At 61.3% G+C, this 15,077-nt stretch carries 13 protein-coding genes; 3 read left to right on the forward strand and 10 right to left on the reverse strand.

The window, feature by feature from the left end; all coding sequences use genetic code 11:
• Positions 1-16 precede the first annotated feature (16 nt).
• From HZ993_RS08610 to HZ993_RS08640, 7 genes are all read right to left on the reverse strand, one after another.
• Positions 17-1,054 (reverse strand): adenosine deaminase, encoded by a 1,038-nt coding sequence (locus tag HZ993_RS08610; RefSeq protein WP_209397088.1) that lies wholly within the window; start codon positions 1,052-1,054, stop codon positions 17-19.
• A 43-nt stretch (positions 1,055-1,097) separates the two neighbouring features.
• The gene (gene pepF / locus HZ993_RS08615) at positions 1,098-2,999 is read right to left on the reverse strand and encodes an oligoendopeptidase F (protein WP_209397091.1); all 1,902 of its coding nucleotides are present in this window, start codon (positions 2,997-2,999) and stop codon (positions 1,098-1,100) included.
• A 71-nt stretch (positions 3,000-3,070) separates the two neighbouring features.
• Positions 3,071-4,231: a BMP family ABC transporter substrate-binding protein gene (locus tag HZ993_RS08620; protein ID WP_209397093.1), complete on the reverse strand. Its 1,161-nt coding sequence runs from the start codon at positions 4,229-4,231 to the stop codon at positions 3,071-3,073.
• Positions 4,232-4,291: 60 nt separating this feature from the next.
• A complete protein-coding gene (locus HZ993_RS08625; protein ID WP_209397095.1) occupies positions 4,292-5,212 on the reverse strand; it encodes an ABC transporter permease in 921 nt (306 codons plus the stop codon).
• Positions 5,212-6,270, reverse strand: a complete 1,059-nt coding sequence (locus HZ993_RS08630) for an ABC transporter permease (protein ID WP_209397097.1) — start codon at positions 6,268-6,270, stop codon at positions 5,212-5,214. The genes HZ993_RS08625 and HZ993_RS08630 overlap by 1 nt, the downstream gene beginning before the upstream one ends.
• Positions 6,263-7,801, reverse strand: coding sequence for an ABC transporter ATP-binding protein (locus HZ993_RS08635; RefSeq protein ID WP_209397099.1), 1,539 nt, complete (start codon positions 7,799-7,801; stop codon positions 6,263-6,265). Before HZ993_RS08635 ends, HZ993_RS08630 begins: the two co-directional genes overlap by 8 nt.
• Before the next feature lie 16 nt (positions 7,802-7,817).
• The gene (locus HZ993_RS08640) at positions 7,818-8,750 is read right to left on the reverse strand and encodes a LysR family transcriptional regulator (protein ID WP_209397101.1); all 933 of its coding nucleotides are present in this window, start codon (positions 8,748-8,750) and stop codon (positions 7,818-7,820) included.
• Between the two features lie 95 nt (positions 8,751-8,845).
• On the opposite strand from HZ993_RS08640, the gene xdhA reads away from it, so the two are divergent.
• On the forward strand, positions 8,846-10,327 hold the full coding sequence (gene xdhA, locus HZ993_RS08645) for a xanthine dehydrogenase small subunit (RefSeq protein ID WP_209398358.1): 1,482 nt from the start codon (positions 8,846-8,848) through the stop codon (positions 10,325-10,327).
• Positions 10,324-12,681, forward strand: a complete 2,358-nt coding sequence (gene xdhB, locus HZ993_RS08650) for a xanthine dehydrogenase molybdopterin binding subunit (protein ID WP_209397103.1) — start codon at positions 10,324-10,326, stop codon at positions 12,679-12,681. The genes xdhA and xdhB overlap by 4 nt, the downstream gene beginning before the upstream one ends.
• A 21-nt stretch (positions 12,682-12,702) precedes the next feature.
• On the opposite strand, the gene HZ993_RS08655 is transcribed toward xdhB, so the two are convergent.
• From HZ993_RS08655 to HZ993_RS08665, 3 genes are all read right to left on the reverse strand, one after another.
• Positions 12,703-13,038: a DNA-binding transcriptional regulator gene (locus tag HZ993_RS08655; protein ID WP_245213880.1), complete on the reverse strand. Its 336-nt coding sequence runs from the start codon at positions 13,036-13,038 to the stop codon at positions 12,703-12,705.
• Positions 13,028-13,414, reverse strand: a complete 387-nt coding sequence (locus HZ993_RS08660) for a type II toxin-antitoxin system RelE/ParE family toxin (protein WP_209397105.1) — start codon at positions 13,412-13,414, stop codon at positions 13,028-13,030. The genes HZ993_RS08655 and HZ993_RS08660 overlap by 11 nt, the downstream gene beginning before the upstream one ends.
• Before the next feature lie 66 nt (positions 13,415-13,480).
• A complete protein-coding gene (locus tag HZ993_RS08665) occupies positions 13,481-13,894 on the reverse strand; it encodes a VOC family protein (RefSeq protein WP_209397107.1) in 414 nt (137 codons plus the stop codon).
• A 172-nt stretch (positions 13,895-14,066) separates the two neighbouring features.
• On the opposite strand from HZ993_RS08665, the gene HZ993_RS08670 reads away from it, so the two are divergent.
• Positions 14,067-15,074: a sialic acid TRAP transporter substrate-binding protein SiaP gene (locus HZ993_RS08670; RefSeq protein WP_245213881.1), complete on the forward strand. Its 1,008-nt coding sequence runs from the start codon at positions 14,067-14,069 to the stop codon at positions 15,072-15,074.
• Positions 15,075-15,077: the final 3 nt, after the last annotated feature.

Below are 15,077 nucleotides of genomic sequence, written 5' to 3' on the forward strand. Positions count from 1 at the left end.
GGTTTTCCCAACGGTCTCACTCAAAGGTCTCAAACACCGCGTCGAGCCGTTGCACATACTGGCTGCGCAGCGACGCGTCGATGAAACTGGCGTCAAAGCTGTTGCGTGCCAGCCGGTAAGCGTGGGCGGATGTCATGCCCAGTGCGGCGAATGTCTGGGTGAAGTTCTCGTTGATGTAGCCACCAAAATAGGCTGGGTCGTCGGAGTTGACGGTGGCCATGATGCCGGCGTCCAGCATGCGCTGCAGGTTGTGCTGCGCCAGGGAGGGGAAGACGCGCAGTTTCAGATTGCTCAAGGGGCACACGGTCAGCGGTATGCAGTCCTTGGCCAGACGTTGTATCAACGCTGCGTCGTGTATGGCCTGCACGCCGTGGTCTATACGCTCCACCTTCAGCACATCCAGCGCACTCCAGATGTAGGCTGGGGGCGCCTCTTCCCCGGCGTGGGCGACCAGGCGAAAGCCCAGCTCGCGGGCCCGGGCATAGACCTTGGCAAACTTCTCGGGCGGGTGGCCTACTTCGCTGGACGCCAGGCCAATACCCACAATCTTGTCGCGCAGCGGCAGCGCCTGCTCCAGGCATTCAAAAGCCTCTTCTTCGCTCAAGTGGCGCAGGAAACACAGGATCAGCGAGGCCGTCATGCCAAACTTGGCCGGCGCATCGGCGCAGGCGCGGTGCAAGCCGTTGATGACGGTGGCGGCATCCAGACCATGGCCGGTGTGGGTCTGGGTGTCGAAGAAGATTTCGGTGTGCAGCACATTGTCGGCCTGCGCCCGTGCCAGGTAGGCGCAGGTCATATCGTAGAAGTCCTGCTCGGTCTTGAGCACCATGGTGCCCTCATGGTAGATGTCCAGAAACTCCTGCAGGTTGTTGAACACATAGGCGTCGCGCAGGGCCTGCTCACTGGGGAAGCGCAGCGCCACGTTGTTGCGCTTGGCCAGGGCGAACATCAGCTCGGGTTCTAACGAGCCTTCGATGTGCATGTGTAGCTCGGCTTTGGGCATGCGGCGCAGCAGCTCGGGCAGGCGCTCTGGGGATACGGGTTTGTGGTTCATGGGGTTCTCCATCTTCTATTTCAGTCTATGGCAGGGGTGGGGTTCAGCGGATCTTGGCAGCTTCCAGCTCCATCTGTGTCACCAACTCCTGCATCTGGTCCACCACGGCCTGCACCGTTTCGCGTTTGGACAAATCCACACCGGCCTTTTGCAATTGCGCCATCGGGTGGTCGTTGCCACCGCTGCCCAGCAGTTCCAGGTAACGTGCGGTAGCGGCCGTTCGGGATGCTGGAGCACCGGTCGTCATGTCCTTGAACAGCTTGGCCGACGATGCAAAGCAGGTCGCGTACTGGTACACGTAATACGGCGAATTGAAGAAGTGCGGGATGCGCGACCAGGTGTACTTGTAGGCATCGTCTATGGTCACCGCATCGCCGTAATAGGTCTTCAGCAGGTCCAGGTAAATGCCGTTGAGCACGGCAGCGGTCACCGGCTTGCCCTGCTCCACCAGCTTGTGGGCCTGCAGTTCAAAATCGGCAAACAGCACCTGGGTGTAGAAGGTACCCACGATAGAGTCCACCGCGTGTTGCAACAGCAGGAAGCGCTCCTTGGGGTCCTTGGTGGTCTCCAGCAACTTGTTCAGCAAAAAGCGCTCATTGGTCGTGGACGCCACCTCGGCCACAAAGATGGTGTAGCTGGACGTGACATAGGGCTGCTTCTCGTACGACAGGATGGTGTGCATGGCATGGCCGCCTTCATGGGCCAACGTGAACAGCGCGTTTTGTGTGTCGTTGTGGTTCAGCAGCATGTAAGGACCCACGCCGTAGACACCCCCCACATAGGCGCCCGAGCGTTTGCCGTCGTTTTCATACACGTCGATCTGTTTGCCCGACAGGAACTTCTTGTACTTGGCCATGTAGTCCGCACCCAGCGGCGCCATGGACTGCAACACCGTCTCCTTGGCGTCGTCATACGGATAAGTGGCCGTAGTCTTGTAGATGGGGATGGAGCCGTCGTACAGGTGGTACTTGTCCAGGCCCAGTAACTTCTTGCGCAACTTGGCATAACGCTGCAGCGGCGCGGTGCCGGCGCGCACAGTGTCCACCAGGGTCTTCACCACGTCCATGGGTACCGCATGGTCGTCCAGCGCGGCCTCCAGCACGGTGGGGAAGTTGCGGGCCTGCGCGGTAAACCAGCCCTTTTGCATGACGCCGTTGTAGATGGCGGCGTAGGTGTTGGACGTGGCGGCGTAGGTGCCCAGGAAGGCATCAAACGCCTTGGCACGGTCGGCCTGTACGTAGTTGGTTTGCAGCACACCCTGGTAGGTGCCGGGCGACAACGTGATCTCCTTGCCATCCGACAGCGTCACTTTGGGGAACTTGATGTCCGAGGTGGACAGCTCCTGGAAGGTGGCCGTTGGCGTCTGGCCAAAACGGGTGGCAAAGGACAACAGCTTCTCGCCCTGTTCGTCCAGCACATGGGCCTGCTGGCGGTAGTTGTCGAGAATCGTGAATTTGTAAGGCGCCAGAGCGGGCGTGTCGCGTATCCACTGCTCCATAGTGGCTTGGGGAATCTTCAGCAGCTCGGGCGTGAACCAGGCCGTGGCCGTGCCGAACTTGGCAAACACCGCCCCCACGCGCTGAAACTTGCCCGCCACTTCCTGGTTGCGCGTCTCCACGTCACGCTGCAACTGCGGGTAGCGGTAGACCTTGTACTGCAGCATGCCAATCTCATCGAAGGCCTGGTAGGTGCTCAGCACCGCAGCCGGGCCATTCTTCAATGTGCCCTTGCGTGCGGCAAAGGCATCCATCTTGGCCTCGATGCTGGTCATGGCAGCGTCCCACTCTGCCCAACTGCCGTAAATGGGAGAAAAGTCCCACTTGTACTGGCCCGATATCTCGGCACGGTTTTGCGTGGCGGGTTTGGGCGCACTGGCCGCCATCGCGCCCACGGCAAACAACAAATGGACGGATGCGGCCACGGTGCCGAGGAGTAGTTTCTTCATGGTGCACAAACCTCTAGAAAGCGGAACAAAAAAGGGCCGCTCGTAAGCGGCCCGGATCACAGTTGTACTGTTTACTTGCTGCCGGGGATCTTACCTTCCACGCCCTTGACGTAGAAGCCCAGTCCGCTCAGGAATTTGTCATCGGCCACCGTGTCTTTGGCGATCTGTTCCTTGCCGGTGTTGTCGATGATGGGGCCCTTCCAGATCGCGAAGGTTCCGTCTGCCAGACCCTTCTTCACTTCCTCGACCTTGGCCTTGGTTTCCGCAGGCACGTCTTCGGCAATCGACACGATGTCAATCGCGCCCTCTTTCACACCCCACCAGGCCGATGTACCGCCGGTCCACTTGCCTTCCAGCGCTTCGCGGGTGGACTTGATGTAGTACGGACCCCAGTTGATAACGGCGGACGCCAGGTGGGCCTTGGGACCGTAGGCGGTCATGTCGGAATCCCAGCCGAAGGCGCGCTTGCCCTTGTCTTGTGCCGTCTTCAGCACGGCGGGGGAGTCGGTGTTCTGGAACAGAACGTCCGCACCACCGTTGATCAGGCTGGTGGCGGCTTCGGTTTCCTTGGGTGGGTTGAACCACTCGTTAACCCACACCACCTTGGTCTTGATCTTGGGGTTGCTGCTTTGTGCGCCCAATGTGAATGCATTGATGTTGCGAACGACTTCGGGGATTGGGATGGATGCCACCACACCCAGTGTGTTGGACTTGGTCATCTTGCCGGCAATGATGCCTGCCATGTACGCGCCTTCGTAGGTGCGGCTGTCGTAAGTGCGCATGTTCTCGGCGGTCTTGTAACCGGTGGCATGTTCAAACTTCACGTCCTTGAACTCGGGCGCAACCTTGAGCATGGGTTCCATGTAGCCAAAGGTTGTGCCAAACACCAGCTTGTTGCCACTGCTGGCCATTTCGCGGATGACACGTTCGGCGTCTGCAGACTCGGGCACGTTTTCCACGATGGAGGTGACCACCTTGTCGCCGAATTCTTTTTCCACGGCCTTCTTGCCGTTATCGTGTGCAAAGGTCCAGCCACCATCACCCACCGGGCCCACGTAGGCGAAGGCAATCTTCAGCGGCTCAGGCTTGGGTGCGGGTGCCGATGCCACAGGTGCTGGCGCAGGGGTGGCGGCCACGGGTTCCTCTTTCTTGCCACAGCCAACCAGTGCAGCACTTGCCACGGCCGTCATGGCCGCGATTCTCAGTAAGGCGCGTTTTTGCAGATCTGTCATGTCAGTACTTTCTATAAAAAACTTGGGTTGCGGAACAATAAGTGGGAGAACGTCAGGAAACTAGGAGCCAGGGTAAAACGGTTTACCAATGGCAGCAGGCATGTTAATGCGAATCCAGCGCGGGTTGCGCGATATCAGTGCCAAAACCACGATGGTCGCCACATAGGGCAACATGCTCAGGAACTGGCTGGGAATCTCCACCCCCACGCCCTGCAAATGGAACTGCAACATGGTGACGCCCCCAAACAGGTAGGCACCAAGCAACACCCGTGCCGGGCGCCAGGTCGCAAACGTGGTCAGCGCCAGCGCAATCCAGCCCTTGCCCGACACCATGCCCTCCACCCACAGCGGCGTGTAAATGATGGAAATGTAGGCACCGGCCAGACCGCACAGCGCACCACCCACTACCACGGCTGCTAGGCGTATCCAGCGCACGGGGTAACCCAGGGCGTGGGCCGATTCAGGGCTCTCACCCACGCTGCGCAAAATCAGGCCGGCACGCGTGCGGTACAAAAACCAGATCAGTGCAAACGCAAACAGCACGGCCAGGTAGACCAAGGGGTGCTGGCGGAACAAGGCCGGCCCCACCAGCGGGATGTCGGACAGAAAGGGGATAGCAAAGCTGGGCCGCTCGGGCATTTTTTCCTGTACGTACCGGATACCGGCAAAGGCCGAGAAGCCGCCGCCAAACAGGCTCAGCGCCAGCCCGGTGGCGTATTGGTTGGTGTTGAGCCAGATCACCAGCACACCAAAAACGGCAGCCATCAAGGCCCCTGCGCCCATACCGGCAGCAAAACCCATGCTGTCGCTACCAGTGGCCACCACCGTGGCAAAACCGGCTATAGCGGCGCAGAGCATCATGCCCTCTGCGCCCAGGTTAACGATGCCAGCCTTCTCGTTGATCAACAGGCCCAGCGAGGCGATGGCCAGTACGGTGCCCGCGTTCAGCGTGGCGGCGATCAGCAATGCGTAGGATTCCATTATTTTTTCCCCCAGCGCAGCCGGTAGTTCACCAGCGTGTCACAGGCCAGCAGCGAGAACAGCAGCAGGCCCTGGAACACACCCGTCAATGATTTGGGCAGGCCCAGGCGGGACTGCGCCAACTCACCACCGATGTAGAACATGCTCATCAGCAGGGCCGAAAACACCATGCCCACCGGGTGCAGTCGCCCCACAAAGGCCACGATGATGGCGGCAAAACCGTAACCCGCCGGCACATACGGCGTGAGCTGGCCAATGGGCCCCGCCACCTCCAGCCCCCCGGCCAGGCCCGCCATGCCGCCCGAAATCAGCAAAGCTGTCCACAACGCGCGGCGGGACGAGAAACCTGCATAACGCGAGGCCGCAGGTGCCAGCCCCCCCACCTGCTGCGCAAAACCTGCGCGGGTGCGGAACAAAAACACCCACACCCCGGCCACACCCAGCAGCGCCAGGATGACGCCGATGCTGACCCGCGAGCCGTCGAACAGGCGCGGTATACGCGTCACCGCTTCAAAACTCTTGGTCTGTGGAAAGTTGTAACCGTTGGGGTCTTTCCACGGCCCAAACACCAGATAACCCAGCACCTGCACCGCCACATAGACCAGCATCAGACTCACCAGAATTTCGTTGGCGTTGAACTTGTCGCGCAGCAGCGCCGTCAGTCCCGCCCAGGCCATGCCGCCCAGCACACCAGCCAGCAGCAGGACCGGCACGATCCAGCCGCCGGTGGTCTTGTCCGCCATCAGCGCCACACCACCGGCGGTGATGGCGCCCAGGATGTATTGCCCCTCGGCACCAATGTTCCACACATTGGAGCGGAAACACACGGCCAGACCCAGCGCAATCAGCAACAGCGGGGTGGCCTTGACCACCAGCTCACCCACCGCATAGCCGCTTTTTATAGGGTCCCAAAAAAACACCTGCAGTCCGCGCACCGGGTCTTTGCCCAGCAGCACAAAGAGGATGACGCCGATGACGACGGTGCACAACAGGGCCAGCAATGGGGAAGCATAGGTCCAAACTTGCGAAGGCTGAGGCCTTGCTTCTAACTTAAGCATGGGCCACATCCTTCTCCCACAAGCCACTCATCCATTCGCCAATTTTCTCCACCGTTGCCTCCGCAATGGGTACCGAGGGTGACAACCTGCCACGTGCAATCACATGCAGGCGGTCGCAGACCTCAAACAATTCATCCAGTTCTTCGCTGACCACCAGCACGGCGCAACCGGCGTCGCGCAGCGCCAGAATCTCGCCGCGTATCTGCGCCGCTGCGCCCACGTCCACCCCCCAGGTGGGTTGCGACACGATCAGCAGCTTGGGGTTGGCATCGATCTCGCGCCCCACAATAAACTTCTGCAAATTGCCACCCGAGAGCGAACGCGCCGCAGCCGTAGGCCCATTGGCCTTGACCTTGAACTGCGCAATGAGGCGCGCGGCATGGGCTTCCAGCTGGCGCACGCGAATCCAGCCACCGGCAAAACGCGGCATGGAGATGGATTCGGTGCGGGTCAGCAACAGGTTGTGCGCCAGGCTGAGCGTGGGCACGGCGCCACGGCCCAGGCGCTCCTCAGGAACGAAATGCAGACCCAGCGCACGGCGCTTGCCCGCGTGCAGGTGCGACACATCGGCCTCACCCATATGGATACTGCCGCGCGGTGCCCGGCAGTCTTCACCAGACAAGGCGTAGAGCAACTCCTTCTGGCCGTTGCCCGACACACCGGCAATGCCCACCACTTCACCGGCACGCACGTGCAGGTGGATGCCATCCAGGTCCACGCCAAACTGGTCTTCACGCTCCAGACTCAGGCCCTTGACGTGCATCACCGCCGCACCCGCCGTGCGGGCCGCACGCTCCAGGAGTGGGGGCTCGGCACCAATCATCAGGCGTGACAGGGATGCATTGGATTCTTCCTGCGGGTTGCACACACCGGTGACCTTGCCGCCGCGCAATACGGTACAGGCGGTGCACAACTCGCGAATCTCGTGCAGCTTGTGGCTGATGTAGAGGATGCTGCAGCCCTCGCTGGAGAGCTTTTTGAGCACCACAAACAGCTTCTCCACCGCCTGCGGCGTCAGCACCGAGGTGGGCTCGTCTAGTATCAGCAGCTCGGGGCGGGTCAGCAGTGCGCGGATGATTTCCACCCGCTGCATCTCGCCCACACTCAGCGTGTGGACCGGGCGCTGGGGGTCAATATCCAGCCCATATTCGGTGGCCTTGGCGACGATGCTGGCGGTCACGTCCTGCAGCGAACTGCGGGTCAGGCCCAGCCATACGTTTTCGGCCACCGTCATGGTGTCGAACAGGTTGAAATGCTGGAACACCATGCTGATGCCGTTGGCCCGCGCCTCTTTGGGGTTGCGGATGTGCATCTCCTGGCCGTTGAGCCGCACCTGCCCTGCATCGGGTTTGACCGAGCCGTAGATGATCTTCATCAGTGTGGACTTGCCGGCACCGTTTTCACCCAGCACGGCGTGGATCTCGCCGGGCATCACCGTCAGGGAAACATCGCTATTGGCAATGACGCCGGGGTAGGCCTTGGTGATGCCGCTGAGCTGAAGTCGAGGCTGGAGTCGGGGTTGGCTGGTCATAGGCTTGGGATGGGGCTCACTCTTTTTTCAACGCTGCGGCCACCGACTTTACACATTCACGCAGCCAGCGGCTGGATGCCGAGGTGTGGGTGCGTGCATGCCAGAGCTGGTAATACATCAATCGGGGAAACTCCACCGGGCACGGCAATATAGTGACCGGCAGGCTGCCGGTGAAACGTTCGCAGTACTGACGCCCGGTGGTCATGACCAGCAAGGTTGATGCCACCATGGCCGGTATCTGGCCAAAGTAGGGGCAGCGCGCCGCTATGTGGCGGCGCAGGCCCAGGCTGGTCAAGTGGTCGTCAATGACACCCTTGGCACCCGGGTGGGTGGCGCCGGGCGCAATATGGTCTGCCGCCAGCCACGAGGCTTCGTCCCAACCCCGGCGCACGGCGGGGTGCTTTTTGGATACCAGGCACACCACGTCGTCACCAAACAGCCGACCCAGGTGCAACTCGTCCGGCGGCTCAGACCAATTGCCTATGACCACATCCACCTCACCCTGGGCCAGCTGGGCACGGTAATCGGCACTGCCGGACAGCGACAGGATTTCGATCTCCACCAGCGGTGCCTGCGCTTTGATCTGCGCCACCAGCTGGGGCAGAAAAAACGGGTCTAAATAATCACTGGCGGCCACGCGGAAGGTGGTGCGTGCGGTGGCGGGCTCGAAGCCTTTGGCGTCCGAAAACAGCATCTCAGCGGCACGCAAAATGCTGGCACTTGGCTCCAGCATGCGCAGCGCCACATCGGTGGGCACCATGCCGGAGCCCGAGCGCACCAACAGCGGGTCCCCGGCGAAATCACGCAGCCGTTTGAGTGCACTGCTCACCGCTGGCTGGTGCATGCCCAGGCGGATGGCGGCTTTGGAAACGCTGCGTTCAGTCAACACGGTATGGAGGACCCTGATCAAATGAAGGTCTATCTTGTCAAACAGGGAATGGTTTCTCATACGGTGTTATCTATTTGTGTCATATCCTAAGGAATATGGTCTAGCGCTGCTACCCGATTTACCCTCAAGGACCGAGAACCCCGCCCATGAAGCCCATGCCCACCCAGCCCCTGCGATTTGTCCGACGCGGCGAAATCGTCACCCTGCCCGCCGTAGAACCCAGCCGCACCCTGCTCGATGTATTGCGTGAAGACTTGCACAACTGCGGCACCAAAGAAGGCTGCGGCGAAGGCGACTGTGGCGCTTGCACCGTTGTGATTGCCGAGCCCGATGCAAAGGGTGATGGTAAGGGACTGAAATACAGCGCCATCAACAGCTGCATCCGCCTGGCCCATTCGATAAATGGCATGGCGCTGTGGACCATAGAGGACTTGAAGGCCGCCGACGGCAGCCTGCACCCCGCCCAACAGGCCATGGTGGACTGCCACGGCTCGCAGTGTGGCTTTTGCACACCCGGTTTTGTGATGAGCCTGTTTGGCCAGTACCAGAGCAAAACCTGCAAGGGCCAGGCCATTAGCCGTGCCGACGCGCAGGCCGCACTGTCCGGCAACCTGTGCCGCTGTACCGGCTACCGCCCCATCCTGGACGCGGCTGAGGCCATGCAGGCGTTGCCGCTGCAGCGAGTGAACGAAGCCGAAGTGCTATCGAATATAGAGCGTATCAGCAAGCAGGGACGGGGGCTAGAGGCCAATTTTTCATATATGCCCCCCCAGAACCTGCCCCAACTCCTGACCGACCGGGCACGCCACCCGGACGCCCAGCTCGTGGCCGGCTGCACCGACGTGGGCCTGTGGGTGACCAAGATGCACATGCAGTTTGCCAAGGTGCTGGACGTGACCCAGGTGGCCGAGTTGCGCCGCGTGGAGCAGTACCCGCACCACATCGCCATTGGCGCCGCCGTGTCGCTGACCGACGCCTTTGCAGCCCTGGTGGCAGACCGTCCGCAACTGGCCGAATTTGCCCACCGCTTTGCCGGCCTGCCGGTACGCAACAGCGGCACGCTGGGTGGTAACGTGGCCAATGGCTCACCCATCGGCGACTCCATGCCGCTGCTGATTGCGCTGGGCGCCCATGTGGTGCTGATGCGCCAGAGTGGCAAGAAACAGGCCCACCGCTCGCTGCCGCTGGAAGACCTGTACACCGGCTACCGCAAAAACGTGATGGCACCGGATGAGGTGCTGGCGTGGATCAAGGTGCCAAAGACAACTGAAGGTGAATTCAGCCGCGTCTACAAGATTTCGAAACGCTTTGAAGACGATATCTCTGCCGTCTGCCTGGCCATCAACCTGCACATTTCCGACGGCGTGGTGCGCAGCGCATCCATAGGCGCTGGCGGTGTGGCCGCCACCCCGGTGCGCGCCCGCAAGACAGAGGCCGCGCTGGTCGGCCAGCCCTGGACTGAGGCCACCATCCAGCAGGCGATGCAGACCTTGCGCGACGAGTTCAGCCCCATCTCCGACATGCGCGCTACAGCCGGCTACCGCAGCACGGTGCTGGGCAACCTGCTGCAGCGCTTCTGGCTGGAGAGCCAGGGCTGTGTGCAGACCGATCTGCGCAGTCTGGAGGTGGCGGCATGAACACCCTGAACACATCGGTCAAGCCCGAACATCTGCGGGGCTTGCCAGCAGTGGCCCCATCCCAGGCCGCCGGCGTCAGCCGCCCGCACGAAAGTGCGGTGGCCCAGGTGGCCGGTGGCGCCACCTACATCGACGACATCCCCGAGGTGCGCGGCACGCTGTTTGCCGCGCCCATACTCTCCACCGTGGCACACGGCCGTCTGTTGGGTGTGGATGCCACGGCAGCACTGGCCATGCCCGGCGTGCGCGATGTAGTGCTGGCGCGCGACATCCCCGGCGACCCCATGCTGGCCGCTTTTGCCGGTGATGAGCCGGTGTTTGCGATGGATACTGTGCAACACATCGGCCAGGTGATGGGCCTGGTGGTGGCCGACACGGTGATGCAGGCACGCCGTGCCGCACGCAAGGTCAAGCTCAATATCGAAGCCCTGCCCGCCGTCCTGACGATCCAGGACGCGCTGGCCGCGCAAAGTTTTGTGCTGCCACCGGTGTTTGTGAAAAGGGGTGACGCGGCAGCAGCCATGGCCCGCGCACAACACACACTGACGGGTACGCTGGAAGTGGGCGGCCAGGAACACTTTTACCTGGAGGGTCAGGTGGCCTACGTGCTGCCGCTGGAGCAAAACCAGTGGTGGGTCTACTCCAGCACCCAGCACCCGGGCGAGGTGCAACACTGGGTGTCGCACGCGCTGGGCATAGACAACCACGCGGTCACGGTGGAGTGCCGGCGCATGGGTGGCGGTTTTGGCGGAAAGGAGACCCAGGCCGGGCATCTGGCCGTGTGGGCTGCCATTGCCGCACACAAGATACAACGCCCCATCAAGCTGCGCCTGGACCGCGACGACGACTTCATGGTCACCGGCAAACGCCACCCCTTTGCCTACGAATACAGCGCCGGCTTTGACGACACCGGCCGCCTGACCGCGCTCAAACTCATGATGGCCGTGAACTGCGGTTTCAGCGCCGACCTGTCCGGCCCGGTGGCCGACCGCGCCATCTTCCACACGGACAACGCCTACTACCTGCAGGATGTGGACATTGCGTCCTACCGCTGCAAGCTCAACACCCAAAGCCACACCGCGTTTCGTGGCTTTGGCGGGCCACAGGGCGTGATCCTGATCGAGACCGTCATGGGCGACATCGCCCGCCACCTCGGCATGGACCCGCTGGACGTGCGCATGCGCAACCTGTACAGCGACGAGGCTGTTCCCCACACGAACCAGAAGCGCGACACCACGCACTACGGCATGCAGGTGGAAGACAACATCCTGGCCCCTCTACTATCAAAACTAGAGCAGACTGCGCAGTACCGACGGGGGCGGGAGGCCACTTTGGCTTGGAACGCTGCCAACCCCATCATCAAGAAGGGCCTGGCCATCACCCCGGTTAAGTTCGGCATCAGCTTCACAGCCACGCTGTTCAACCAGGCCGGGGCGCTGGTCCATGTCTACACCGACGGCAGCGTGCAGGTCAACCACGGCGGGGCCGAGATGGGCCAGGGCCTGAACACCAAGGTGGCGCAGATCGTGGCCGATGAACTGGGTGTTCCCTACCACCGCATTTTGTGCACGGCCAGCGACACCAGCAAAATACCCAATGCCTCAGCCACGGCCGCTTCCGCCGGCACCGACCTGAATGGCCGTGCCGCCCAGTTTGCCGCCCGCCATGTGCGCGACAACCTGGCCGCCTTTGTCAGCGGGCTGGATGCCTGCGGCGCCGGTGCGGTGCGTTTTGAGCATGGCCAGGTTATCTCCCCCACCACCACCCGCAGTTTTGACGACGTGGTGAAGATGGCCTATGCCAACCGCATCCAGCTGTGGAGCGACGGCTTCTACCGCACACCCAAGATCCACTATGACAAGGCTACGCTGAGCGGACGGCCGTTCTACTACTTTGCCTACGGCGCAGCCTGCACCGAGGTTGCCATCGACACCCTGACCGGCGAGAGCCGCGTGCTGAAGGTAGACATCCTGCACGACGTGGGCCGCAGCATCAACCCGGCCATCGACATCGGTCAGATCGAGGGCGGTTTTGTGCAAGGCATGGGCTGGCTGACCACCGAGCAACTGGTGTGGAACGACAAGGGTCTGCTGACCACCCACGCCCCCAGCACCTACAAGATCCCCACTGCGGGGGATGTGCCCAGCCACTTCAAGGTAGACCTGTGGCCCGAGCCCAACCGCGAGGACAACGTCTTTGGCAGCAAGGCCGTGGGTGAGCCGCCGTTCATGCTGGCCATCAGTGTGTACGAGGCGCTGCGCGATGCGATTGCGTCGGTGACAGGGACAGACAAAACGGTGCGGTTGACGGCACCGGCTACCGCGGAGAATGTGTTGAGGGCATTGGCGGCGTGACAGCCATTGGCTAGTCTAGGCTCACGCCACAATGGCTTCGAGACCTTTTTTATCAATCAATTGAAGCAGCTTGGCTGCGGCGCCACTGGGATGTTTTCCAGAGCTGGGGGACTCCCACTTCTGCACCGCCGATACGCTGACATTTAATATCGATGCCAACACCGCTTGGCTCACCTTGGCTTTTCCCACGCGAATGGCAGTCACACGCTCCGGCGTGTATTCCGGAGGCGCCTCGCAAATCAGCTGCATCTTGGCCATGTCTTGCTTGGAGATAAGACCGTGTGGCGCAAGCGCTTGGGCCATCTCCATCATTTCTGCAAGAACACGGCTCTTGGCATGGCGGCTATCACGTGACATTGCAAATCTCCTTCAAAACATCTGCGGCGACCAGTTCATCCAGTTTTGTGGCGTCGGCCGCCTGGAGGCCCGCACCAATGATCTTGGCGGCATCCACTTCCTGATCTGAGAAATCGGATCCCGGTTTGCTTTTCTCTCGACCCACCAAAAAGAAGATCGCGTCCTTGTGCTTCTTCGCGACCAATGTGCGCAACGATCCGCTCTTGCCTCGACCAGGCAAGGCGACACGCTTTTTGCACAAACCACCGCCCAAGTCTGCCTCAAACAAGCCCTGCTCAATTTCACGCGCCGCCTGGCACAACGTGGAATCACACAGCACTTTGTTGGCCCAGCGGCTGAAGGTCTTGGTCTTGAAGACCCTTTTCTTGATTGACATTCTATCCAGCTATAGCACTAGGTGCAATACGACGTGACTTACAGGCGCTGCAAACCGGTAAACCCCTTACTCAGGCAAATGGCACACCGCTTCAATGTTGTTGCCTTCCGGATCAATGACAAAGGCGCCGTAGTAGTGGGCGTGGTAATCCGGGCGCAGGCCTGGGGCGCCATTGTCTTTGCCGCCAGCAGCGATGGCCGCGCGGTAAAAGGCATCCACCTGCGCACGGTTCTCGGCGCGCCACGCCAGATGGCAACCCGTGGTCGCAGGTGGCCCGCCGTAGGGCGAAGGCCCGTCCAGGAACCACACGTCGGCCTTTTTGCCATCCGGCTCACGAGGGTCTGGGTAGGCAAACCCCAGTATGTTCATACCGAAATTGCCTTCGAAGGACAGGCTGTAGCCCAATGGCGCAAGGGCCGCGGTGTAAAACGCTTTGGCGCGACCGATATCGGTCACGCGGAAAGTCATGTGGTCAAGCATGGTGAATCGCTCCTGGTGTGAATGGGGTAGGGTGTGCGTGCTGCACACGAATACTGTATATAACTTCAGTGTTTGTGACAAGCGTTTTAGCGCCATCCGAGGGTCGCCACCTGTGTCGGTGTGTAACCGGCAGTAATACACTGCGGGTTTCGTTTTCTGCTGTGAGCCCCCCATGCCCCAGTCCCACCCGATGAAGCGCCGCACCACATTACTGGGCGCCGCCGCTGCCCTAGGCTCCTTGGCGTTGCCCGCAGTCGCCCAGACCAAGACCGTGCTGCGCATCTCCACCCCCGCCGTACCCGATGCGTGGCACGCCAAGATGTGGACCGTGTTCAAGGACGCGCTGGACAAAGCCGCTCCGGGCGAGTTTGATGTGCAGATCAACCTGAATGCATCCCTGTTCAAACAAGGCGCGGAGCCCGCCGCCATGGCGCGGGGCAACCTGGAGCTGACCTCCATGTCACCAGCCGACATTGCCAAGCTGGTGCCAGAGTTCTCGGTCTTCACCGCCGGCTACATGCTGCGCGACCCGGCGCACCAGCAGAAGGTCTTTACCGGCCCCATAGGTGCCGAGCTGTTCAAACGGGTGTCCGAAAAAATGGACATCACTGTGTTGTCCACCTGCTACCTGGGCACACGCCAGGTCAACCTGCGCGAGGCCCGTGCCGTCAAGACCCCGGCCGATCTGAAGGGCATCAAGCTGCGCATGCCCGGCTCCAAGGACTGGCTGTTTCTGGGCAATGCCCTGGGTGCCACGGCAACACCGTTGGCCTTTGGCGAGGTGTACCTGGGCCTGAAGACCGGCACCATCGATGGCCAGGACAACCCGCTGCCCAGCGTGCGCGCAGCCAAGTTCTACGAGGTGACCAAACAGATTGTTCTGACCAGCCATTTGGTGGACAGCCTGTTCATCGCCATCTCCAACAAAAGCTTCAACGCGCTGAATGCGGCCCAAAAGCAGAAGGTCACCGCCGCAGCACAAGCCGCTGCGGTTTACAACAACGACAACACCGTACAGGAAGAAGCCCAACTGGTCGACTTCTTCAAGAAAGAAGTCCTGCAGGTCAGCACACCCGATGTGGCGGCCTTCCGCAAGTCCGTACAGGCTGTCTACCAAAGCTCTGACTACGCCAAGGTGTGGCCCGCGGGCTTGGTGGACCGCATCAACGCCACACACTGATCC

It is taken from the genome of Rhodoferax sp. AJA081-3 (assembly GCF_017798165.1).
Classification (GTDB): Bacteria; Pseudomonadota; Gammaproteobacteria; order Burkholderiales; family Burkholderiaceae_C; genus Allorhodoferax.